This window comes from Streptomyces sp. WAC00040 (genome assembly GCF_056835925.1).
In genome coordinates this window covers 1,105,921-1,126,139 of record NZ_JAKQZE010000003.1, presented here as the reverse complement: position 1 = coordinate 1,126,139, position 20,219 = coordinate 1,105,921, and the positions used below count along the sequence as shown (strand labels likewise).

Genomic DNA, 20,219 nt, shown 5'->3' with positions numbered 1-20,219 from the left:
CGGTGTCGCCGCCTCCGACATCACCACGTGTCTGCCCTCCGCGGGCACTGCCGGCTGCGCGTGGTTTGCCCTCCGTGAGGTGGGACAAGGGCCGTGGAGACGACTGCCTGATGCGCGATGCTGAAGGCGGACAGGGTGCGCAGGCATGAAACTTTCCAAGACCCCCACTTTCGAGTGAACCGCCCGCAGGCATCTGTCAGTTCACTCTTCGTGCGTAAAGATTTCGGTGTCCCGGTCGCCGCCGTCCACGTGTCCCCGTGGGGCGGCAGGCGACCTCATGTCTCCGTGGGGGTTCCACCACCTTGAACAGCAACACCTTCCGCATGCCCGCACGCAAGGCCGCCGCGGTGACCGCCGCCGTCGCTCTGGCCGCCACGCCGGTCGCGCTCGCCGGCCCTGCCCACGCCACCGGCGGCGGTGAGGGAAGCGCCACCGCGGTCGTGCTCCGTACCGGCCTGGACGTCTCCCTGCTCGACAAGACCGTCCATGTGCCGCTCAGGACGACGCTCAACGAGGTCCGGGCGCCCGGCAGCGCCGAGAAGACCGCGCTGAGCGTCGAGTTGGACGGCGTGGGGAAGGACGGGCAGGTCCAGGTGCTGCGTGCGGACGTGGCGACCGCGAAGGCCACGGTGGAGAGCGGCAGGGCCGAGGCCGGCAGCACCCTCGCCAACGCCAGGGTGCACGTGCCCGGCCTACCGCTGCTGTCGCTGATCGAGGTCGAGCAGGTCACGTCGAAGGCCATCTGCGAGACGGGCCGGCAGCCCGTCGCCGAGTCGAACCTGCTGGGCAAGGTGAGGGTCCTCGGCAAGAAGGTCACACTCAGCACGGGCGGCCCGACGCGCGTCGAGGTGCCGGGCGTGGGCGAGGTGACCCTCGAGCTGTCCAAGACCCGCACCACGTCCCGTACGGCCGCCGCGACGGCCCTCCAGCTGAAGGTCGCCCTCAACCCGCTGGAGCTGAACGTCGCCGAGGTCGACGGCGAGGTCACCCTCGCGGAGGCGACCTGCGAGGCGCCCGGCGCGACGTCGGGCGGGACCGCGAAGCCGGCCGAGCCGACGCCCCCCGTTGACGACGAGCCGACCGACGAGAAGCCCTCCGAGGGCATCTCCGCCCAGTCCGGCGCGCAGCCGGGTGAGGACAACCTGGCGGCGACCGGCGGCAGTTCCACGACGCCGTACCTCGCGGGCGGCGCGGCCGTCCTGCTCGCCGCCGGTGCCGCGGCGACCTTCATCGGCCGTCGCCGCTCCAAGGGCTGACGCCCGGCCACGGCGGCCGCGGGCCCCTCGAGGAGGGGAGAGGGGCCCGGCCGCAACCGCCTCCGTCCCCGGGCAGCGCCCGGTGTGCCCGCCACCGGGGGCCGAGTGCTCGGGAGCGCAACCGCCTCTGCCCCCGGATCCCCTTAGTGGCCGACCATCGTCAGCGCCTGGTCGAGGGCCTGGAGGAAACGGTTCGTCGTGATGCGGTCGCGCACCGCGAGCCGCAGCCACTCGTCGTCCAGGCCCGGGAACGTGTCCCCGCGCCTGGCCGCGAAACCGAGCCGCCGCAGTTGCTGCCGCACCTGCGCGGCACGCCGCACCCGTACGAGGACGAACGGCCCCTCGGCCGCCTCCACCGCCCGGACCTCCTCGAACTCGGCCAGCCCCGCCAGCAGATGGGCACGGTCCGCGGCGATCCGCAGCGATGCCGCCTCCGCCTCCGCCAGCGCCGCCGGGCCCATGCACGCCTCCGCCGCGACCAGCGCCGGCGTCGACACCGGCCACAGCGGCTGCGCCCGCTCCAGTGCCGCGATCGTCCGCGGCTCCGCCAGCACGTAGCCGATCCGCAGGCCCGCGAGTCCCCACGTCTTGGTGAGGCTGCGCAGCACCACGAGGCCGGGCACGTCCGTCCGACCCGCCAGCGCCTCGCGTTCGCCCGGCACCGCGTCCATGAACGCCTCGTCCACCACGAGAAGACGCCCGGGGCGGGCCAGCAGGGCTATGTCCTCCGCGGCGTGCAGCACGGACGTCGGATTGGTCGGGTTGCCGACGACGACCATGTCAGCCTCGTCCGGAACTGACTTCGGGTCGAGCCGGAAGCCGTCCTCCTCCCGCAGCAGCAGCCGCTCCACGGCGTGGCCGGCGTCGCGCAGCGCCGCCTCCGGCTCCGTGAACTGCGGGTGCACCACAAGGGGCCGCCGCACCGGAAGGGCCCGCGCCAACAGCACGAACGCCTCCGCCGCGCCCGCCGTCAGCAGGACGTGGTCCTCCGGCAGCCCGTGCCTGCGGGCGACGGCGGTACGGGCGGCCCGGCCGTCCGGATAGGCCGCGAGCGAGCCCAGCGAAGCCGCGACGCGCTCGCGCAGCCAGCTCGGAGGCGTGCCGGTACGGACGTTGACGGCGAGGTCGATCAGACCCGCCGCGCCGTCCCGTACCTCCGCGTCGCCGTGGTGCCGCAGATCGTGCCCGCCGGAACGCTGCTCCGGATCCTCCGGGCGCTCGGGGTGCTCAGCGTGCCTGTACATGGCTGCCGTGCCGTGGTGGGGGAGAACTGGTCACGGAAGTCTCCTCGGTGTGGGGGCGAACAATGAGGGATCGAACGGAGGTGAACAAACGCACGGACATCATGTCCTCTGCGGCCGCGTCACGGCAGTGGTCGAGGGCGTCCGCGACCCCAGGCGGGCGATCGCGCACGTCGCACCGGCAGGCCGGCCCGGCGGTGCTGACCGCCGTTTGGGGACCAGCAGTTCGCCGCCCTCCGCCAGCGCCGCGGCCTCCGCGACCGACGGCGTCCCCACCGCACGCAGTGCGGCGCGGGACGGGTTCTCCACGGGAACCCGCGCCAAACGCTCCGCGCCGTACGTCCACAGCGGAACACCCAGGCGCTCCGCGGCGCCCAGCACGCCGGGTTCCGCCGCTTTCGTGTCGACGGTCGCCAAGGCCACCACGTCGGCCGCCGGCAGCCCCGCGTCGCGCAGCGCCTCCTCGACCAGGCCGTGCACCTCGTCGGACGGCACACCGCGCGACGCACCGACACCGACGACCAGGCCCCTGGGCCGGGCGTCGTGGCCGGTCGCCTGCCCCGTCGCCGAGCTTGCCGTCGTACCGGTCAGGGGCCTTGCCGTCGTGCCGTCTGCCGACCCCGTCGCAGACCTTGCCGTCGTACCGGTCACGGACCTCGCCCTCGCACAGTCCGCAGGCCCGGTCGGGGAGTCCGGCGTCGGACCGGCCACCGTGCCGCCCCGCGTCCCGCCCACGACGTCGCTCACGAGGCGGCTTCCCTGTCGGCGGCAGGCGGCCCTTCCGACCGTGGCCGACGCCCCGTCAACCGGGTGAACCGGACGCACAGCGATGTGCGGGAGCGCCCCGGGATCGGCTAGCAAGGGCGCATGGCGGTGATCGTCGCGCTCGGCGCGTTCCTGATGACGCTTTTCGGCGGCTGGACGGCCGGTCGCGTCACCGACCGCCGCCACCTCGTACTGGGCCTCGCCGGCGGGCTGATGCTCGGCGTCGTCGGTCTCGAACTGCTGCCGGAGGCGCTGGAGGCCGCGGGCGGACCGGTGCTGGGCGTGCCGCAGGCCCTGCTGCTGTTCGTCGGCGGCTTCCTCACCGCGCACATGGTCGAACGGCTGCTGGCCGTAAGGCAGGCGGCGCACGGGGCGGACCACCGCGTGCCACAGGTGGGTCTGACGGCGGCCGCGGCGATGGTCGCCCACAGCTTGATGGACGGCGTCGCGCTCGGCGTCGCGTTCCAGGTCGGCGGCGGGATGGGTGCCGCCGTGGCGCTCGCCGTCGTCACCCACGACTTCGCCGACGGGTTCAACACGTACACGATCACCAGCCTGTACGGGAACACCCGCCGCAGGGCGAACATGATGCTCCTCGCCGACGCGGCAGCCCCCGTCGTCGGCGCGGCGTCGACCGTGCTGTTCACTCTTCCTGAGGATCTTCTCGGCAGCTACCTCGGCTTCTTCGGCGGTGCGCTGCTGTACCTGGCCGCCGCCGAGATCCTGCCCGAGGCGCACCACGAACACCCGGCCCGCTCCACCCTGTTGTGCACCATCGGGGGAGTGGGCTTCATCTGGCTGGTCGTCGGCGTCGCCGAGTGACACCGTGAAGGAAGCCGTCGCCTCCCTGGGTCTTCCTCCGCTCATGTGCCGCACGCCGCCACGAACCGGGCGGCCACCTCCGGCCGGGACGCCCAGTGCGTGTGCAAGTAGCTGGCGTGCACGCCGCCCTGCACGAAGCCCTCGACCCGACGCTCCGGCCGCACCATGCCCCACGCGGGCACCGGCCCCGCGCCCGGCTCCAGCAACGTGCGATGGAACTCGTGGCCCCGCAACCGCGTTCCCGCCGCCGCGAGAGGGCTGTCGCTCACCGCGACGGCCTCCCGGTAGCCGAGGGTCAGCCGGCCCGACATGCGCGCGTCGGCGTCCAGCACACCGCACATGGGCCTGCCGTCCAGGGACCTGGCCAGATAGAGCAGCCCCGCGCACTCGGCCGCGACCGGCGCGCCCGAGCGCGCCAGTTCGGCTACCGCCTTGCGCAGCGGCTCGTTCGCGGACAGCTCGGGCGCGTACACCTCCGGAAAGCCGCCGCCGATGACGACACCGCTGGTCCCTTCGGGGAGTTGTTCGTCGCGGAGCGGGTCGAAGGCCACGACCTCGGCCCCGGCGGCCCGCAGAAGTTCCACATGCTCCGCGTACGAGAACGTGAACGCGGCGCCGCCGGCGACCGCCACGACCGGCCGCACGGCCCCGGCGCCCGCTGCGGTGGACGCGACCGCGCCCGCGGCGGGCGGCCCTGCCTCGAACGCGGGCTCCCATGCCTGCGCGTGCAACGGGGGCGCGCTGCGCGCCAGCGCCAGCAGCCCGTCGAGATCGCACCCGGCCCGCACCTGCTCGGCCATCGACGCCACCGCGTCCACCGCCTCCGCCTGCCGTTCGGCGACCGGTACCAGGCCCAGGTGACGCGACGGCGTCGCCACCTCGGCCGCCCGCCGCAGCACGCCGAGCACCGGCACGCCCGAACCGCCGAGGGCCTCCCGCAGCAGGTGCTCGTGCCGGTCGGTGGCGACCTTGTTGAGGATCACCCCGCCGATCCGTACCTCCGGGTCCCACGACGCGAACCCGTGCACCAGCGCCGCCACCGACCGGGACTGCGACGACGCGTCCACCACCAGCACCACGGGGGCGCGCAGCAGTTTCGCGACCTGCGCGGTCGAGGCCAGCTCGCCCTGGTCGGCGGCTCCGTCGTACAGCCCCATCACGCCCTCGACGACGGCGAGTTCGCAGCCGTCGGCACCGTGCCGGAACAGCGGGGCGACCAGCTCCGTGCCGCACAGGTACGCGTCGAGGTTGCGGCCCGGTCGGCCGGTGGCCAGCGCGTGATAGCCGGGGTCGATGTAGTCAGGGCCCACCTTGTGCGGCGAGACCGTGAGACCGGCCGCCGTGAACGCGGCCATCAGGCCCGTCGCGACAGTGGTCTTGCCCGCGCCGGAGGACGGCGCGGCGATGACGAGACGTGCTACCACTCGATGCCCCGCTGGCCCTTCTGACCCGCGTCCATCGGGTGCTTGACCTTCGACATGTCGGTGACCAGGTCGGCGAAGTCGATCAGCTTCTGGGGCGCGTTGCGGCCGGTGATCACCACATGCTGGGTGCCGGGCCGCCCGCGCAGCACCTCGATCACCTCGTCGGTGTCGATCCAGCCCCAGTGCAGCGGGTAGGCGAACTCGTCGAGCACGTACAGCTTGTGCGTCTCGGCGGCGAGGTCCCGCTTGACCTGCTCCCAGCCCTCACGGGCCTTGTCCTCGTTGGACTGCTCGCCCTCCGCGGGGGCGCGCTGGATCCACGACCAGCCCTCGCCCATCTTGTGCCAGGCCACCGTGCCGCCCTCGCCGCTCGCGCCCAGCACCTTGAGCGCGTTCTCCTCTCCGACCTTCCACTTCGCCGACTTGACGAACTGGAACACCCCGACCGGCCAGCCCTGGTTCCAGGCCCGCAGCGCCAGCCCGAAGGCGGCCGTCGACTTGCCCTTGCCGATGCCCGTGTGCACGAACACCAGCGGGCGGTTGCGGCGCTGGCGGGTGGTGAGTCCGTCGTCCGGTACGACGGACGGCTGTCCCTGCGGCATTACGCGGCCCTCCTTGTGGCGGATACGTCCCGGACGTCCTTGACGAGCCCGGCGATCGATTCGGCCCGCAGCTCGTCGAGAGTGACGGCGCTGCCGCCCAGCTCCCGCGCGAGTGTGCCGGCCAGGCCGAGCCGCACCGGCCCGGCCTCACAGTCCACGACGACGGCCGCGGTTTTCTCCGCGGAGTGCAGACGTGCGGCGCGCAGGGCCGGCGTGAACGCGTCCCCGGACCCTGTGGCAGTGGCCCGTCCATCGGTTACCACGACCATCAGCGGACGGCGCGACGGATCACGCAGCCGCTCGATGCGTAGCACGTCGTGCGCCTTGAGCAGTCCCTGTGCCAGCGGTGTACGGCCACCCGTCGGCAGGGACTCCAGCCGGGCCGCCGCCGCGTCCACCGAGGACGTGGGCGGCAGCGCCAGCTCCGCGCCCTTGCCGCGGAAAGTGATCAGCCCCACCTTGTCGCGCCGCTGGTACGCGTCGAGCAGCAGCGACAGCACCGCGCCCTTGACGGCGCCCATCCGCTTCCTGGCCGCCATCGAACCGGACGCGTCGACCACGAACAGCACGAGGTTCCCCTCACGCCCCTCGCGGGTCGCCTGTCGCATGTCGTCCCGGCGGACCACCAGCCCGGGACCGCTGCGCCCGCGGGCGCGCTGGTGCGGAGCGGCCGCTTGCACGGTGGCCGTCAGGTGCAGCTTGGTGAGCGCGCCCTGGGGCCGTCGTGCGCCGGTGGTACGGCCGTGCTCGGTACGCGCCCGCGACCTGCGTCCCGCCGCGCCCTCGCCCAGGCCGGGCACGCTGAGCATCTTGGTACGGAAGGGCTCCGTGGCGCGCGCGGGCTGTTGTTCGGCACCCGCGCCCGGCGCCACTTCCGGTGCCTGACCGGCCTCCGGCGCGGACCCGGCCGCCTCACCGCTGTCCGGTCCGCCGCGCTGCGGCGGCACCCCGCCGCCTCCGCCGTCGGGCCCGCCCTCCGGACCGGGATCCGGATCGTTCGGGTCCGGGTCCCCGTCCGGCCCGTCGTGCCCGCCGAACTCGTCCAGCGTCTCGTCCAGTTTGCTCTCGTCCAGGCCGGGCGCGTCGAAGGGGTTGCGCCGCCTGCGGTGCGGCAGCGCCAGCAGCGCGGCCTGCCGGACGTCCTCCTCCACGACCTCGTCCCGCCCGGCCCACGCGGCCAGCGCGGTCGCCGTACGGGCCATCACGATGTCGGCACGCATACCGTCCACCTCGAACGCCGCGCAGGTAGCGGCGATCTGACGCAACGCCACGTCACCCAGCACCACGCGCGGCAGCAGCTCCCGCGCCGCCACGATCCGCCCGCGCAGTGCCTCCTCCTCACCGGCCCAGCGCGCCGCGAAACCGCCGGGGTCGTCGTCGTACGCGAGCCTGCGCCGTACGACCTCCACCCGCTGGTCGGGGTCGCGGGAGGCCGCGACCTCCACGGTGAGCCCGAAGCGGTCGAGCAGCTGCGGCCGCAGCTCGCCCTCCTCGGGGTTCATGGTCCCGACGAGCAGGAAGCGGGAGGCGTGCCGTACGGAGACGCCTTCACGCTCGACGTACGAAGCGCCCATGGCGGCGGCGTCCAGCAACAGGTCGACGAGGTGGTCGTGCAGCAGGTTGACCTCGTCGACGTACAGCAGCCCCCGGTGCGCGTCCGCGAGCAGACCGGGCTCGAACGCCTTCACTCCCTCGGCGAGCGCCCGCTCGATGTCTAGCGCCCCGACGAGCCGGTCCTCGGAAGCGCCGACGGGCAGTTCCACCATGCGCGTCGGCCGTGCCACCCCCGGCCCCGCCTCGTGCGGGCCGTCTGGACACGCCGGGTCCGGGGCCGCGGGGGCGCAGGAGAACCGGCATCCCGCGACCACGTCGACGTCCGGCATGAGGGAAGCGAGCGCCCGCACGGCGGTCGACTTGGCGGTCCCCTTCTCGCCGCGCACGAGCACGCCGCCGACCGCCGGACTGACCGCGTTGAGCAGCAGGGCCAGCCGCAGGTCGTCCATCCCGACGACCGCGGTGAACGGATAGGGGGTGCTCATCGCCTGATCACTCCTTCGCTGGAGCCGCGGAGCGGCTCTCCTGTGCCCTGCCGGCTTCGCCGGCGGGCCGATTGCCCGGCGACCGCTCTCACGGCGCGCCCGGAGGGATGAACGGCAGTCCCGCCGGCGCCCCTTCCTCGATCAGCCGCATCAACGCCCCCGTGTCCGCGTGCTCTTCGATCAGATCCCCCAGCCGGTCCAACTGCTCCTCGCGCAGCCCGCCGAAACATGTGTCGGGCGCGGGCACGAAACGGCGGCCCGCCTGTGCGGCGACCTCCCGCAGGAACGCCCGCCGGAAGCCGTCGCTCTCCAGCGACCCGTGCCAGTGCGTGCCCCACACGGCGCCCACCCGGCAGCCGTCGAGGAAGGCGTCGCCGCCGATGACCTCCGCGACGCCGTGATGGATCTCGTAGCCCTCGACGCGTGTGCCGAGCGCCTCGCCGACGGGCCGGGCGAGGGTCTTCTCCGGCGCGAACCGCACCCGTACGGGCAGCAGTCCGAGCCCGTCGACCGCGCCGGCCCTCGACTCGACGTCGTCCTCGATGTGTTCGCCGAGCGCCTGGAAGCCGCCGCAGATGCCGAGCACCGGCCTGCCCTCGGCCGCGCGCCGGACCAGGGCGTCCGCGAGGCCGCGCTCACGCAGCCACGCCAGTGCCTTCACCGTCCCGCGCGTGCCGGGGACCACTACCAGGTCGGCGTCCACGAGCTCCTCCGCGCGGTCCACGAACCGCACCACGACGCCCGGTTCCGCCGCCAGCGCGTCCACGTCCGTGAAGTTCGACATCAGCGGGACGGCGCACACCGCGACGCGCAGCACGTCCTCACCGACGGGCGGGGCCACCACCGACTCCCGCACAGCGCCGCGCAGGGACACCCGCAGCCCGTCCTCCTCGTCGATACCGAGCCCGTGCGCGTACGGCAGCACCCCGAACGTCCGCCGCCCGGTCAGCCCGAGCAGCATCTCGAGCCCCGGCTCCAGCAGCGACACGTCACCGCGGAACTTGTTGACCAGGTAGCCCGCCACCAGGGCCTGGTCCTCCGGGCTCAGCAGCGCCGTCGTACCGAAGAACTGGGCGAAGACGCCGCCCCTGTCGATGTCCCCGACCACCAGCACCGGCAGCCCGGCGGCCCGTGCGATGCCCATGTTGACGATGTCCGTGCGGCGCAGGTTGATCTCGGCCGGACTGCCCGCCCCCTCGCAGATCACGGCGTCATACGTGCCCCGCAACTCCTCCAGGCACGCCATCACCGGCTCGAACAGCTCCCGCTGCCGGCCCCCGTGGTACCCCTTGGCGCTCAGCTCGCCGACCGGCCGGCCCATCAGCACCACCTGGCTGGAACGGTCGCTGCCGGGCTTGAGGAGGACGGGGTTCATCAGCGCGGTCGGCTCCACCCGCGCGGCCTGCGCCTGCATGGCCTGCGCCCGCCCGATCTCCGCTCCCTCGCGCGTCACGAACGAATTCAGGGACATGTTCTGCCCCTTGAACGGCGCGACCTTCACGCCTTGGCGCACGAGCCACCGGCAGATCCCGGCGGTCACGACACTCTTGCCCGCGTCCGAGGTGGTCCCGGCGACGAGCAGCCCCCCACCGGTCATGCCGGCCTCCTTCCGCCGCGGCTCTGCCGCAGCATCCGCCCCGCCACGCAGACGGCGAGGGTGAGCAGGCCGACCCGGCGCGAGAGCCGCACCGCCCGTCCGATGTCACCGAACTCCACCGCGCGCCCGGCCTCGTTGAGTACCGGCCGGTGTTCGACCCGCCCGCCGTACGAGAGGGAACCGCCCAGCCGCACGCCCAGGGCGCCCGCGAAAGAGGCCTCCACAGGGCCGGCATTGGGGCTGGGATGCTTGGCCGCGTCCGCGCGCCAGGCCCGTGCGGCTCCGCGCCGGTCCGGGCCGCAGACGGCCGCCAGGGCCGCGGTCAGCCGGGCGCCCGGCCACCCGGCGACGTCGTCCAGGCGGGCCGAAGCCCAGCCGTACCGCAGGTAGCGGGGGGACTTGTGGCCGACCATCGCGTCCAGGGTGTTCACCGCCCGGAAGCCGACCAGCCCGGGCACGCCCGCCAGCGCCCCCCACACCAGTGCCCCGACGACCGCGTCGGAGGTGTTCTCCGCGACGGACTCGACGACGGCGCGGGCGATCTGCTGCTCGTCCAGGGCGTGCGGGTCGCGTCCGCAGAGGTGGGGCAGCCGCTCGCGGGCCGCTTCGACGTCGCCTGCGGCCAGCGCGTCACCGATGGCCATGGCCTCCCGCCCCAGGGTCGTACCGCCGACGACCGCCCAGGTGGCGCCGGCGGTCAGGGCGACGGACGCGGCGGGGGAGCGGCGTACGGCCCGGGAGGCCAGCACGGCGGCCGCGACGGCGCCACCGGCGCACACAGCAGTGTGCAGGGCGCCCCGGCCGCGGTGGTCACGCCAAAGGACACGCTCGACGGCGCTCGCGGCCCGACCGAACGCGGCGACCGGATGCCCGCGGCGGGGATCGCCGATGAGCAGGTCGCCGGCGAGGCCGGCGGCGGCGCCGTACACGAAGACTCGGTCGGCACGCATGGGATCAGCGATCCCAGGGGTGGTGTCCGACGGACAGGGCTGTACCGCGGCCGGGCATGCGAAAAGTCCTCACTCAGGGTCCGCGCCCTGGTTCGACGTGACCGGCGGTGAGAGTTCCTGGCTCCCCGGGACCGTTCATCCCGGGTGACAGTGGCGGGACCGCGCCGGATTCGCACCGGACTTCCTCTTCTGCCGCCGTTGTTGGCCCCGGCAGTCCACCACGCCCGCGAACGCCCGTCAACTCACCCTTGACCTGCGGCGGGACAGTGTGCCGAGCCCCACACGGGCGGACACACGACGGCCGGGCCGCGAACACCCGAGGGTGTTCGCGGCCCGGCCGTCGAAGGGCGGTGCGGTCGTCAGACGACGATCAGGTAGATCCCGTAGGACACGGCCGCCGCGCAGAGCGCGAAGCAGGCGTACGCGCCGGTGCGGGCCAGTGCGCCGGAGCCTCCGGCCCGGGCGGCCGCCTCCTGCTTGGTGAGGCCCACGACACCCAGGGTGAAGAGTCCCACCAGCGCGACGGTGGCGACGAGGCTCACGCCGAAAACGGAGCCGAGAGCAGTCCAGTCGATCTTCATTCCGTTACTTCCTTACACCGTGGCCGGGCGGGGCGACTCGGTCTCGGGTTCGGCCGGGGCCGCGATGGTGGCCTTCAGGTCACCGACCGGCGGCGGGGTGACGGCCGCGATGGCGGTCGTGACGACGCCCGCGGGCTCGTCATCCACGTCGTTGACGTTGGTGTGGTCGACGACCTGACGGCGCGAGATGAACCAGATCGCGACGCAGGAGGCGACGAGGAAGACTGCGACGGCCGCGACGCCCCAGTCACCCTGCTTGGTGACGTACTCGGAAGCCGCCGCGACGAGACCGGCGGCCGGCAGGGTCAGGCCCCAGGCCACGAACATCCGGGTGGCGGTGGACCAGCGGACCACACCGCCCTTGCGGCCGAGCCCGGCGCCCATGACGGCACCGGAGCACGAGTGCGTCGTCGACAGGGAGAAGCCGAGGTTGGAGGAGGCGAGGATCACGCTGGCCGCGCTGGTCTGGGCGGCGAAGCCCTGCTGCGGCTGGAGGTCGGTGAGGCCCTTGCCCATGGTGCGGATGATGCGCCAGCCGCCGAGGTAGGTGCCGAGCGCGATCGCCACACCGGCGGAGACGATGACCCACATCGGAGGGTTGGAACCGGGGGCGACCACATTGCCGGCCACGAGGGCCAGCGTGATGATGCCCATCGTCTTCTGGGCGTCGTTGGTGCCGTGTGCCAGGGAGACCAGGCCCGCCGAGGCGATCTGCCCGGCGCGGTAGCCCTTCGCCGTGGCCTTCGGGTCCGTGTTCTTGCCGATCTTGTACGTCAGCCGGGCCGCCAGCATCGCGGCGAGGCCGGCGACGAGCGGCGCGGCGACGGCCGGGATCAGGACCTTGGTGACGACGACGCCGCCGTTGACGCCGCCGAAGCCGACCGAGGCGACCGTGGCGCCGATCAGGCCGCCCATGAGGGCGTGCGACGAGCTGGACGGCAGGCCCACCAGCCAGGTGAGCAGGTTCCACAGGATGGCGCCGACGAGCGCCGCGAAGATGACTTCAGGTGTGATGCCTGATTCGTCGACAAGTCCACTGGAGATCGTCTTGGCGACCTCCACGGAGAGAAAAGCACCGACGAGGTTCAGAACGGCGGACATGGCCACCGCGGTTTTGGGCTTCAGAGCGCCGGTCGAGATGGTCGTCGCCATCGCGTTGGCGGTGTCGTGGAAACCGTTCGTGAAATCGAACACGAGAGCTGTCACGATCACAATCGCGAGCAGCAGTGTGATGTGTTCCATTTACCCAGGCAATCGTTTGACGTCATTGACGCGAGGACCGTAAGCAACCTGGATGAACGGAAGGTGAACTGGGTCGGGCGCTGCGGTGTCCCCAAGTGGTGCCGGCCGATTCCGCTTGTCCGTTTTCGAACCCCCGCGGCGCTCCCCGCAGCCACTCGAACACCCTCCGTGTGCCCGCGCCCGGCCGGCCCCGCCTGAAAGGATCGCGGGCATGACTGATGAGGCGCGGCAGAGCGCGGTCGAACGCGCATGGCGGGAGCTCGTGGACACCGCCCGCAGAACGGCGGCAGAAGGTCTTGTGGTGGGCACCTCCGGCAACGTCTCCGTACGGGTGGGCGAACTGATCCTCGTCACCCCGAGCGGAGTCCCCTACGACCGGCTCACCCCGCGGGACACCGTCGCCGTCGACCTCGACGGAAGACAGGTCATCGGCGACCTGAGGCCCACCAGTGAGCTGCCGCTGCATCTCGCGGTCCACCGCCGCACCGACGCGGCCGCCGTCGTGCACACGCACGCCGTGCACGCCACAGCGGTCTCCACGCTCGTCCCCGAGCTCCCGCCCGTCCACTACATGACCGCCGCCCTCGGCGGCCCGGTCCGCGTGGCGGGCTACGCCCTGTACGGCACGGAGGAACTGGCCCGGAACATGCTCCACGCCCTCCGCGACCGCACGGCCTGCCTCCTCCAGAACCACGGGACCGTCACCTACGGCGCCACCCTGTCCGAGGCGTACGACCGCACGGCACAGCTCGAGTGGATGTGCCGCCTCTGGCTGACGGCCTCCTCCGTCCCCGGCCGCACCCCGACGCTGCTCTCCGAGTCCCAGCTCGCGGAGGTCTCCCAGCACCTCCGCGACTACGGCCAGCGCCCCGCCTAGCCACTGCGCCTCGCGGGGCGGGCCGACTCCGCCGGCCTCGCCGGCGTTCGAGGCGCGGGGTCCGGTGGGGGTCCCCACGCCGCCAGGCTTGGGGGGAACCCCCCGGTTTCGGGAAGGGGCGGGGTGCGGAACGAGCGGCGCCCACGGCGCCACACGCGCGGCCCCGCCCACTGGCCCCCTCCCGCACCCGCCCCGACACTGGAACACGTGCGCCCCGCTACAGCGACGGCAGCGGCCGTCACCACCCTGATCGGAGTCGGCGCGGCAGCAGTCGCGGCCGGCCGCTACGCGAGCCACGCCGCCCTGCGGGCGGCCAACAGGCCCCTGCCCGGCGACCCCCGGCTCACCGTCCACGGCACACCCCCCGGCGCCGTCGTCCTGACCCGCAGCCTGGCCTCGCTGCGCCCGGGCACGTACGGGCTGGAAGGGTCCGGCGTCCACGCGGTCGTGGGAGAGGTCCTCGCCGGCGTCCCGCGCGACGCGGACACGGTCGTGCGCCGTCTCGTACGCGTCACCGAAGGCGAACTGGAGCCCGGCACCAAGGTGCGGCTCACTCCGCAGGTCCACCGCGGAGACCCCACCGGTGCGCTCGGCATAGAGCACTCCGAGGTCCTCGTCCCGGGCGAACTCGGGGCGCTCCCCGCCTGGTTCGTGCCCGGCCCGCGCTCCACCTGGGTCATCGCCGTGCACGGGCTCGGCACCACCCGGGAACACACCATGAACGTGCTGGGCTGCCTGCACGCCCTTCAGTTCCCTGTGCTGTCCCTCGCCTACCGGGGAGACTCCGGCGCCCCACGGCCCCCGGACGGGCTGGGCCACCTCGGCGACTCCGAGTGGCGCGACCTCGACGCCGCCGTCCGCCACGCGGTGCGCTACGGCGCCGAGCGCGTCATCGTCCACGGCTGGTCCGTCGGCGCCTCGATGGCACTCCACGCTGCCGCCAACTCCGGTCTGCGGGACCGGATCAGCGGCGTCGTCCTCGACTCGCCGGTCCTCGAATGGGAGGCGACGGTACGGGCACTGGCCGCCGCCCGCAGGACCCCGGCCCTGCTGCTTCCGCTCGCGGTCCGGGCAGCCCAGGGCCGCACGGGAGCACACGGCGGCCGCCTCGCCGAAGCCGGCGACCCGAAGTCGCTGGCCGTGCCGACACTGATCTTCCACGGCCCCGACGACACCCTGGCGCCCTGGCGCGGCTCGCGCCAACTCGCCGCCGGCCGCCCCGACCTGGTCACCCTTCACACCGTTCCGCAGGCGCCGCACGCCGCCATGTGGAACGCCGACCCGAAGGGGTACGAAGAGGTCCTCCGGCGCTTCCTCACGCCCCTCATGTGACCACCGAACGACCCGCCCGGGAGGGCCGTCGAGCGCCGCCCGCCGGGTTCCGTTTGGGCTTTCGGGCTGTCAACGGGAAGACTGCACCCCGTGACGTCCCGAAAGCCTGATGAGCAATTGGCGCGCAACTCCAGACTCCGTCTTGTCCGCTCGCGGTCGCTGGCCACCGCGCGACGGGCCGTGACGACCCGGCGGACCCGTCCGGCGCCCCGGCCGCCGGAGGGCACACCCGCCCCTGCCGAGCTCGCGCGTCAGGCGCGGGCTGTCCTCGCCGACGCCGTCCGCATCGCCCGCTGGGCGGCCTCCGACCGCGATCCCGGCACCACACCGCTGGCGGTCGGCGCCCAGGAACGGGCCGCAGCCGCCCTGGGTCTGAGCATGGACGAGGTGCGGGCCGGCTGGGACCGCGCCCGTCTCGCCGGCCTCGTCGAGCTGCACGGCGACACGGTCCGCCCCGGCTGGCGGCTGCGTGCCTGGGACCGCGACGACATGGCCGTGCTGCGCGGATGGGTGGCCCTCTTCGACGCCTGGTCCCTGATCCACCCGGCGCCGGGCGGCGTCGCTCCGGCCGCGGTCGCCGAGGTGGTCGAGGCGGTGCCTCAGGTGCTCTCCCTCCTTCAGCTGTCGGCAGGCCCCGTGCTCACGCCCGCTCTGCTCGACCTGCTCCAGCAGCGCGTCGCCGAACTCCGCGAGGAACGCTGCGAGGTCCCCTACGGTGCCCCGGCCGAACCGCAGACCGGGGCCGGCGCCGATGAAGCCCCCGTCGCCGCCCTTCTCGACTGGGCGCTCGAAGGCCTGTCCGCCGTCGGCGCCCTGACCCTCGAGCGCGGCGAAGCGACCCTCACCCCGCTCGGCAACTGGGCGGTCTGGGTCAAGCTGGAGCAGATCTGCGTCGCCGCCCAGAGCCCCGCCGGCAACATCGAGCAGTCAGCCGAGGACATGCTCCGTGGCTGTGCCCGCCTCACCCCCGGCCCGGCCCGCGCCGAGTACCGCGCGTGGCTCGCGGCGCGCACCGTGTCGAGTGCCGTCGGGGAACTGCTCACCGTCGCCCGGGGCGAGGACGCGCTGCTGCGCGGCCTCGCCTTCGAGGCGCTGCGCGTGGTCGGCGCACCCGCCGAGAGCGAGGTCCGCGCGGCCGCCACCGAACCGTCCCTTCGCCCTTACGCCTTGCTGTGGCTCGCCGAGCACGAGGGCGCGGACCCGGAGGACGCGGCCGACGTCCTCACCCGGGAGGAAGCGACCTGGCTGTGGGTGGACACCGCCGCGGCCGTCGCGGACCACGGGGAACCCCAACTGCTGCTGCGCCATCTCGATTCCGCTGTGCAGGGCACGGTCCCCGCGCTGCTCGAGGCGGTCCGGGCCGGCGGCCATCCCCGTACGGTGCAGGTCCTGGTCGCCCTGGCGGCGGCGCATCCGGACCCGGCCCTGGCCAAGGCGGTACGCAGGGCCGCGTTCCAGGTGCACACCGGCGGCGTCTGACCCGGCGCGCCACGACCGCGGGGCGGTGCGTCTAGGAGGCCTCCGCCGCCCCCGGCGTGTACGTGCCGAAGCTCCAGATGTGGCCCTCGAGATCGCGGACCATGTAGTCCCGCGAGCCGTAGTCCTGGTCGGTGGGCGGCATCACGACGTCGGCGCCGTGCTCCACGGCTCTGCTGTGGTGGGCGTCGACGTCGTCGACGTGGACGAAGACCCCCGTCGGCCCTGCGCCCTCCATGAGCTTGTCGAACTCGCCACCGGTGCCCTTGCTGCCCAGCATCACCATGCCGTTGCCGTAGGTGAGCTCGGCATGGACCACGCCGCCGTCCTCGTTCTCGTACACCGCGTGTTCGATGAAGCCGAAGGCCTCGGTGAGCTGTCTGATCGCGGCCTTGGCGTCCGCGTACAACAGGGTCGGACAGATGCTCGGCGACTGAGTCATCCCGAACGCTCCCTCACTTGCTCGACGACTCGGATGTGATCTGTGTCTCAGTCTGGCATCCGCGACTGACAACGGGCCTCAGCGGAACGTGTCGCGCGGCGGCGGAATGTCCCGGGGCCGGTGGGCCGGCCGGACCGGTGTCGTGGCCGACCGCGCGGGCGCCGGCCGCCGCCCCGGCATGGCGAGGGCCGGCCACGCCGTGGCCCCGCACGCTGCCGCGGCCCCTCCCGGGCCGCCGTCCGGCCGCGAAAAACACTTGCACGGTCCCGTTAGACTGGGCCGTATGGCAATTCTCCTTGTGCATTAGACGGCGTAGAAGCGTCTCCGCCCGTCCCTTCCGCCGTCCATACCGCCCTGGAGTCTTCCCCCGTGATCACCGCATCCGGTATCGAGCTGCGCGCAGGCGCGCGCGTCCTCATCGAATCCGCTTCCTTCCGCATCGCCAAGGGCGACCGCATCGGCCTCGTCGGCCGCAACGGAGCGGGCAAGACGACTCTCACGAAGTGCCTCGCGGGTGAGGGCATCCCCGCCGGCGGCACCATCACCCGCTCCGGCGAAGTGGGCTACCTCCCGCAGGACCCGCGCACCGGCGACCTCGAAGTCCTCGCCCGCGACCGCATCCTGTCGGCCCGCGGCCTCGACACCCTGATCCGCAAGATGCGGCAGAACGAGGAGCGCATCGCCTCCGGCCAGGGCAGCACCCGTGAGAAGGCCATGCGCCAGTACGAGCGCCAGGAGACCGAGTTCCTTACCAAGGGCGGCTATGCCGCGGAGGCCGAGGCCGCCACCATCGCCGCCGCGCTGGGCCTGCCCGACCGGGTTCTCGGCCAGCCGCTCCATACCCTCTCCGGTGGTCAGCGCCGCCGCGTCGAACTCGCCCGGATCCTGTTCTCGGACGCCGACACGCTCCTGCTCGACGAGCCCACCAACCACCTCGACGCCGACTCGATCGTCTGGCTGCGCGACTACCTGAAGACCTACCGCGGCGGCTTCATCGTGATCTCCCACGACGTCGACCTCGTGGAGACGGTCGTCAACAAGGTCTTCTACCTGGACGCCAACCGCTCGCAGATCGACGTCTACAACATGGGCTGGAAGCTGTACCAGCAGCAGCGCGAGGCGGACGAGAAGCGCCGCAAGCGCGAGCGCCAGAACGCCGAGAAGAAGGCCGCCGCGCTCAACTCGCAGGCCGACAAGATGCGCGCCAAGGCCACCAAGACCGTCGCCGCGCAGAACATGGCCCGCCGCGCCGAGCGTCTGCTGGCCGGGCTCGAGGACGTCCGCATGGCCGACAAGGTCGCCAAGCTCCGCTTCCCGGAGCCTGCGCCCTGCGGCAGGACGCCGCTCAGCGCCGAGGGCCTGTCCAAGTCGTACGGGTCCCTCGAGATCTTCACCGACGTGGACCTCGCCATCGACAAGGGCTCGCGCGTCGTCATCCTGGGCCTCAACGGCGCCGGTAAGACAACGCTGCTGCGGCTCCTCGCGGGCGTGGAGAAGCCGGACACCGGCATGGTCACCCCGGGGCACGGCCTGAAGCTCGGGTACTACGCCCAGGAGCACGAGACCCTCGACCCCGACCGCACGGTCCTGGAGAACATGCGTTCCTCCGCGCCCGACCTCGATCTGGTCGAGGTGCGCAAGACGCTGGGCTCGTTCCTCTTCTCCGGTGACGACGTCGACAAGCCGGCCGGCGTGCTCTCCGGCGGAGAGAAGACCCGCCTGGCACTGGCCACTCTGGTCGTCTCGTCCGCCAACGTCCTGCTGCTCGACGAGCCCACCAACAACCTCGACCCGGCCAGCCGCGAGGAGATCCTCGGCGCGCTGCGGACCTACAAGGGCGCCGTCATCCTCGTCACGCACGACGAGGGCGCTGTCGAGGCGCTCGAGCCGGAGCGGATCATCCTGCTGCCGGACGGTGTCGAGGACCTGTGGGGCGCGGACTACGCGGACCTCGTGGCCCTGGCCTGAGGCCCCTGCGACGGGTTCCGGTCCGGCGCCGGAATCCGTCGATCCACCCCTCTACGATCTTCGTATGGATCTCCGCATGGATCATTCGGCCTACGAGTGATCCATCATCTGTGTGAGTGCGTCTCGTATTGCGGCGTGGCGACTGGTGGACCGCCCTTGCCCGGGCCCCGCTGAACACCTCTCGATCTGCCTGCTCTGAGCTGGCCTTTTCCGTATCCGGCCGTGAATGCGTGGATCAAGCACCGATCGGAATGCGACATTCCGTTCGTGGTGGCCGCGCAGCGCACCGCAAAGCGTTCCGTACTGACCTTGTCGAATGGGTGGCCAGGACGCCCGGAAGGGGTGATCATGAGAAGTCCAGAGCGCACTTCCCATGAGGAGGCACGGGTGGCCGAGACTCTGAAGAAGGGCAGCCGGGTGACCGGCGCCGCGCGCGACAAGCTCGCGGCAGACCTGAAGAAGAAGTACGACTCCGGTGCAAGCATCCGGGCGCTGGCCGAAGAGACCGGTCGCTCCTACGGATTCGTCCATCGGATGCTCAGTGAGTCCGGAGTCGTCCTGCGGGGACGTGGCGGAGCGACGCGAGGCAAGAAGGCCGCTTCGGCCTGACAGTCCCGTCGGCGAGGCTGCTCCTCCGGTTCATCGGTACCTACGGTGGCCACTTGGTCGGCCCTGTGGCCGGCCAGGCGGTTACTGTGCAGTAGCTTACCTTCTGACTCGAAGGCCAGGCCAGACTGCACCGAACCGGAGGCGCCTCATGACTTCGCTCGATCCCGTACTCGACAAGGACGGCGTACGGCTCACCGTCGAAGACGCGGTTGCCACGGTGACCTTGACGAACCCGGACAAGCGCAACGCCCAGAACTTCGCGCTGTGGCGGGCGTTGGCGCAGGCGGGACGTTCACTCCCCGGCAGCGTGCGGATCGTCGTGCTGCGCGGCGAAGGCAAGTCCTTTTCCGCGGGCCTCGACCGGCAGGCTTTCACACCGGAGGGCTTCGACGGCGAGCCGTCGTTCATCGACCTGGCACGCGGCACCGACGCGGAGATCGACGCGTCCATCGCCGAGTTCCAGGAGGCGTTCACCTGGTGGCGCCGCAACGACATCGTCTCCATCGCGGCTGTGCAAGGCCATGCGATCGGAGCGGGCTTCCAGCTCGCCCTCGCCTGCGATCTGAGGGTCGTCGCGCAGGACGTGCAGTTCGCCATGCGCGAGACCGCGCTCGGTCTCGTGCCCGACCTCACCGGCACGTACCCCCTGGTGTCGCTCGTCGGATACGCCCGCGCACTCGAGATCTGTGCGACCGGCCGTTTCGTCCACGCGGAAGAGGCCGAGCGCACAGGCCTCGCCAACCTCGTCGTTCCCGGCGAGGAACTCGACGCCGCGGTACGCGACCTGTCCGCGGCGCTGCTTGCCGCGCCACGGGACGCGGTGAACGAGACGAAGGCACTGCTGCGGGGAGCGGCCGGCCGCTCGTACGACGAACAGCGCGCGGCGGAACGCGCGGCGCAGGGGCGGCGCCTGCGTGACCTGGCGGGCCTGGCGGACTGAGCCCGGTCCGCTGTGCCGCCTGTTCCCCCACCCCTTCCCCACGCGGCGGAGCCGTA

17 protein-coding genes, 1 pseudogene and 1 riboswitch are annotated in these 20,219 nt (G+C 72.7%); of the genes and pseudogenes, 8 read left to right on the top strand and 10 right to left on the bottom strand.

Going from position 1 to position 20,219, the window contains the following annotated elements; translation table 11 throughout:
* Nucleotides 1-302: 302 nt before the first annotated feature.
* Nucleotides 303-1,256 carry an SCO1860 family LAETG-anchored protein gene (locus MDN94_RS30630; protein ID WP_482729065.1) on the top strand — a complete coding sequence of 318 codons (954 nt, stop codon included), beginning with the start codon at nucleotides 303-305 and terminating at the stop codon, nucleotides 1,254-1,256.
* Nucleotides 1,257-1,399: 143 nt separating this feature from the next.
* Here the strand turns inward: MDN94_RS30630 and cobC are convergent, their stop codons facing one another.
* Complete coding sequence (cobC, locus tag MDN94_RS30625) at nucleotides 1,400-2,500, bottom strand: Rv2231c family histidinol phosphate aminotransferase CobC (protein ID WP_482729064.1); 1,101 nt, start codon at nucleotides 2,498-2,500, stop codon at nucleotides 1,400-1,402.
* A gap of 141 nt (nucleotides 2,501-2,641) precedes the next feature.
* Nucleotides 2,642-3,034, bottom strand: a pseudogene (locus tag MDN94_RS30620) (cobalamin biosynthesis protein); the annotation flags it as partial.
* A 330-nt stretch (nucleotides 3,035-3,364) separates the two neighbouring features.
* On the opposite strand from MDN94_RS30620, the gene MDN94_RS30615 reads away from it, so the two are divergent.
* Nucleotides 3,365-4,084 carry a ZIP family metal transporter gene (locus MDN94_RS30615; protein ID WP_482729063.1) on the top strand — a complete coding sequence of 240 codons (720 nt, stop codon included), beginning with the start codon at nucleotides 3,365-3,367 and terminating at the stop codon, nucleotides 4,082-4,084.
* 41 nt (nucleotides 4,085-4,125) lie between these two features.
* Here MDN94_RS30615 and MDN94_RS30610 read toward each other — a convergent pair whose 3' ends face one another.
* From MDN94_RS30610 to MDN94_RS30580, 7 genes are all read right to left on the bottom strand, one after another.
* Nucleotides 4,126-5,508 (bottom strand): cobyrinic acid a,c-diamide synthase CobB, encoded by a 1,383-nt coding sequence (locus tag MDN94_RS30610; protein ID WP_482729062.1) that lies wholly within the window; start codon nucleotides 5,506-5,508, stop codon nucleotides 4,126-4,128.
* Nucleotides 5,502-6,110 (bottom strand): cob(I)yrinic acid a,c-diamide adenosyltransferase, encoded by a 609-nt coding sequence (gene cobO, locus MDN94_RS30605; protein ID WP_053557448.1) that lies wholly within the window; start codon nucleotides 6,108-6,110, stop codon nucleotides 5,502-5,504. Before cobO ends, MDN94_RS30610 begins: the two co-directional genes overlap by 7 nt.
* Nucleotides 6,110-8,149 (bottom strand): putative cobaltochelatase, encoded by a 2,040-nt coding sequence (locus MDN94_RS30600; protein ID WP_482729061.1) that lies wholly within the window; start codon nucleotides 8,147-8,149, stop codon nucleotides 6,110-6,112. The genes cobO and MDN94_RS30600 overlap by 1 nt, the downstream gene beginning before the upstream one ends.
* A gap of 88 nt (nucleotides 8,150-8,237) precedes the next feature.
* Nucleotides 8,238-9,746, bottom strand: a complete 1,509-nt coding sequence (locus tag MDN94_RS30595) for a cobyric acid synthase (RefSeq protein WP_482729060.1) — start codon at nucleotides 9,744-9,746, stop codon at nucleotides 8,238-8,240.
* Nucleotides 9,743-10,696 (bottom strand): cobalamin biosynthesis protein, encoded by a 954-nt coding sequence (locus MDN94_RS30590; RefSeq protein ID WP_482729059.1) that lies wholly within the window; start codon nucleotides 10,694-10,696, stop codon nucleotides 9,743-9,745. The genes MDN94_RS30595 and MDN94_RS30590 overlap by 4 nt, the downstream gene beginning before the upstream one ends.
* Before the next feature lie 89 nt (nucleotides 10,697-10,785).
* Nucleotides 10,786-10,931, bottom strand: a riboswitch (cobalamin riboswitch).
* 124 nt (nucleotides 10,932-11,055) lie between these two features.
* Complete coding sequence (locus tag MDN94_RS30585) at nucleotides 11,056-11,277, bottom strand: hypothetical protein (protein WP_360045485.1); 222 nt, start codon at nucleotides 11,275-11,277, stop codon at nucleotides 11,056-11,058.
* Nucleotides 11,278-11,289: 12 nt separating this feature from the next.
* A complete protein-coding gene (locus MDN94_RS30580) occupies nucleotides 11,290-12,519 on the bottom strand; it encodes an inorganic phosphate transporter (RefSeq protein ID WP_482729058.1) in 1,230 nt (409 codons plus the stop codon).
* Between the two features lie 211 nt (nucleotides 12,520-12,730).
* Here MDN94_RS30580 and MDN94_RS30575 point away from each other — a divergent pair, with 211 nt between their 5' ends.
* The 3 genes from MDN94_RS30575 to MDN94_RS30565 all read left to right on the top strand — a co-directional run bounded on the left by MDN94_RS30575 (nucleotide 12,731) and on the right by MDN94_RS30565 (nucleotide 16,207).
* Complete coding sequence (locus MDN94_RS30575) at nucleotides 12,731-13,396, top strand: class II aldolase/adducin family protein (protein WP_482729057.1); 666 nt, start codon at nucleotides 12,731-12,733, stop codon at nucleotides 13,394-13,396.
* A 207-nt stretch (nucleotides 13,397-13,603) separates the two neighbouring features.
* Nucleotides 13,604-14,728 (top strand): alpha/beta hydrolase, encoded by a 1,125-nt coding sequence (locus MDN94_RS30570; protein ID WP_482729056.1) that lies wholly within the window; start codon nucleotides 13,604-13,606, stop codon nucleotides 14,726-14,728.
* A 90-nt stretch (nucleotides 14,729-14,818) separates the two neighbouring features.
* The gene (locus MDN94_RS30565; RefSeq protein WP_482729055.1) at nucleotides 14,819-16,207 is read left to right on the top strand and encodes a hypothetical protein; all 1,389 of its coding nucleotides are present in this window, start codon (nucleotides 14,819-14,821) and stop codon (nucleotides 16,205-16,207) included.
* Nucleotides 16,208-16,238: 31 nt separating this feature from the next.
* Here MDN94_RS30565 and MDN94_RS30560 read toward each other — a convergent pair whose 3' ends face one another.
* Entirely contained in the window at nucleotides 16,239-16,646 is a 408-nt protein-coding gene (locus MDN94_RS30560) for a VOC family protein (RefSeq protein ID WP_482729054.1), read from the bottom strand.
* A 369-nt stretch (nucleotides 16,647-17,015) separates the two neighbouring features.
* On the opposite strand from MDN94_RS30560, the gene MDN94_RS30555 reads away from it, so the two are divergent.
* The 3 genes from MDN94_RS30555 (at nucleotide 17,016) to MDN94_RS30545 (ending at nucleotide 20,163) form a co-directional block, all read left to right on the top strand.
* Nucleotides 17,016-18,614, top strand: a complete 1,599-nt coding sequence (locus tag MDN94_RS30555) for an ABC-F family ATP-binding cassette domain-containing protein (RefSeq protein ID WP_159693237.1) — start codon at nucleotides 17,016-17,018, stop codon at nucleotides 18,612-18,614.
* 387 nt (nucleotides 18,615-19,001) lie between these two features.
* Nucleotides 19,002-19,223 (top strand): helix-turn-helix domain-containing protein, encoded by a 222-nt coding sequence (locus tag MDN94_RS30550; protein WP_005319113.1) that lies wholly within the window; start codon nucleotides 19,002-19,004, stop codon nucleotides 19,221-19,223.
* Between the two features lie 148 nt (nucleotides 19,224-19,371).
* Nucleotides 19,372-20,163 carry an enoyl-CoA hydratase/isomerase family protein gene (locus tag MDN94_RS30545; RefSeq protein WP_482729053.1) on the top strand — a complete coding sequence of 264 codons (792 nt, stop codon included), beginning with the start codon at nucleotides 19,372-19,374 and terminating at the stop codon, nucleotides 20,161-20,163.
* The last annotated feature ends 56 nt before the right edge of the window (nucleotides 20,164-20,219 follow it).